Here is a 1,110-nt window from a genome sequence, read left to right as displayed (position 1 = left end):
CGTATCGCGAAGGCCCAATCAGGATAGGGTTTCGCGGAAATCCGTCACTCGGATTTTGCTCGCATTCGCACGACGCATGCCGGCCCATTCGCGAGACGTATTCGAGGTCTCCCATGACCACCGATTGATGGAGGGAAGGAGCGCGAGGTTAGATGGACGACCACGGTGCATAGAAGAAGAGCCGAGGCGGTCCTGTAGAACGCCGTGCGCATGGCATCTTTCTGGCGCCGCTGACGAAGCGGGGGTTTCCACAGCGATATTCCGAACAGCACCGCCGAGCCAAGGTGCCCCGTCATCCAGTGGAACTTCTCCGGGCACGGGTGCTTCCCCGGGACCAACATTGATCTTCCGGCCAGTCAGCGGCGTGCGCGACCTCACAAGCCCTCTTGGCGCGCCTCCAAGCTCCATTTCTTCTAACAATGGCCTCCGTGTGCGAGGCCCGGGGACCCCGAGCACTTCCACGTGGTAGGTCGGTGGTGAAAAAGTTCATCCGGGTCGCATTTGATCGCGTCTTCTCCGGGCTGCCAGTTGGTTTTCCAGTGCCGCACCCCTTCTGGGAAGAGGCCAGAGGGGAACCCTGCCATGAACCCCCATGCAACTGGCGGGCGGCAGCCTGCTGTACTGCCCCCGCTGCCATTCCCCGGGCTTCCACCATGGCCGCATCACTGCCTATCAGCGCATCGAGGACGCCAAGCAGGTGACGGAAATCACCATCGACCGGGACTGCAGCACGCTCCGGCTGACGGACGGCCAATACAATCCCAGCCGGCGCCGGCAGGACCTCGCCATCCAGATCACCTGCGATGAGTGCCCATCCGGCTTGCCGCCGTTCGAACTGACCATCGATCAGCACAAGAGCGCCACCTCGATTATGTGGCGCGAATCCCCCAACCCGAACGCCGCCAAGGCGTCGCCGCCGCTGAGCATCAAGCAGCGGGGCTGATCCATTGAGGGGCATGGGCATGAAAAGAGGGGCGGCCTTTTAGTCTTACTGTGTCATTTTACTCGGTCCTTCCTATATGTGGGTCATGGCGAGAGAGATGGAAGGGGCTGCGGGCCTTCGGCGCGGCGAGGCGCGGTTCGCGGTTTATTTGGGTGAGATCTCGGCGG

At 62.1% G+C, this 1,110-nt stretch carries 1 protein-coding gene; it reads left to right on the top strand.

From position 1 onward, the window contains the following. Positions 1-592 precede the first annotated feature (592 nt). On the top strand, positions 593-943 hold the full coding sequence (locus GSE44_RS25055) for a hypothetical protein (RefSeq protein WP_159351538.1): 351 nt from the start codon (positions 593-595) through the stop codon (positions 941-943). Positions 944-1,110 lie beyond the last annotated feature (167 nt).

The sequence above is a fragment of the Muricoccus harenae genome, assembly GCF_009848505.1.
In the GTDB taxonomy this organism is placed as follows: Bacteria; Pseudomonadota; Alphaproteobacteria; order Acetobacterales; family Acetobacteraceae; genus Roseomonas; species Roseomonas harenae.
Note: the sequence above shows the minus strand (reverse complement) of the source record. Positions and strands in the feature narration are given on the sequence as shown.